The organism is Staphylococcus sp. HMSC065D05 (genome assembly GCF_001813195.1).
GTDB lineage: Bacteria > Bacillota > Bacilli > Staphylococcales > Staphylococcaceae > Staphylococcus > Staphylococcus epidermidis.
In genome coordinates this window covers 22,850-23,096 of the sequence record NZ_KV811746.1, presented here as the reverse complement: position 1 = coordinate 23,096, position 247 = coordinate 22,850, and the positions used below count along the sequence as shown (strand labels likewise).

At 39.7% G+C, this 247-nt stretch carries 1 tRNA gene; it reads right to left on the bottom strand.

What is annotated here, in order from left to right:
- Positions 1-38: 38 nt before the first annotated feature.
- A tRNA-Phe gene (locus HMPREF2897_RS05065) sits at positions 39-111 on the bottom strand.
- Between the last annotated feature and the right edge of the window lie 136 nt (positions 112-247).

The following is a 247-nucleotide window of genomic DNA, read 5'->3' as shown; positions in this document are numbered from 1 at the left end:
CAGTTGCTCTACCAATTGAGCTAGGCCGGCTATAGGTATGGTTCAGGACAGAATCGAACTGCCGACACATGGAGCTTCAATCCATTGCTCTACCAACTGAGCTACTGAACCAAAATAAAAATTCGTAATGATACCTCTTTGAAAACTAAGTTTTATATGTTCTGAAAAACAATATGTATTTTAGCTATTTCACCACGAAACCTATATTAGTAATATTGCGGGAGGCGGATTTGAACCACCGACCTTC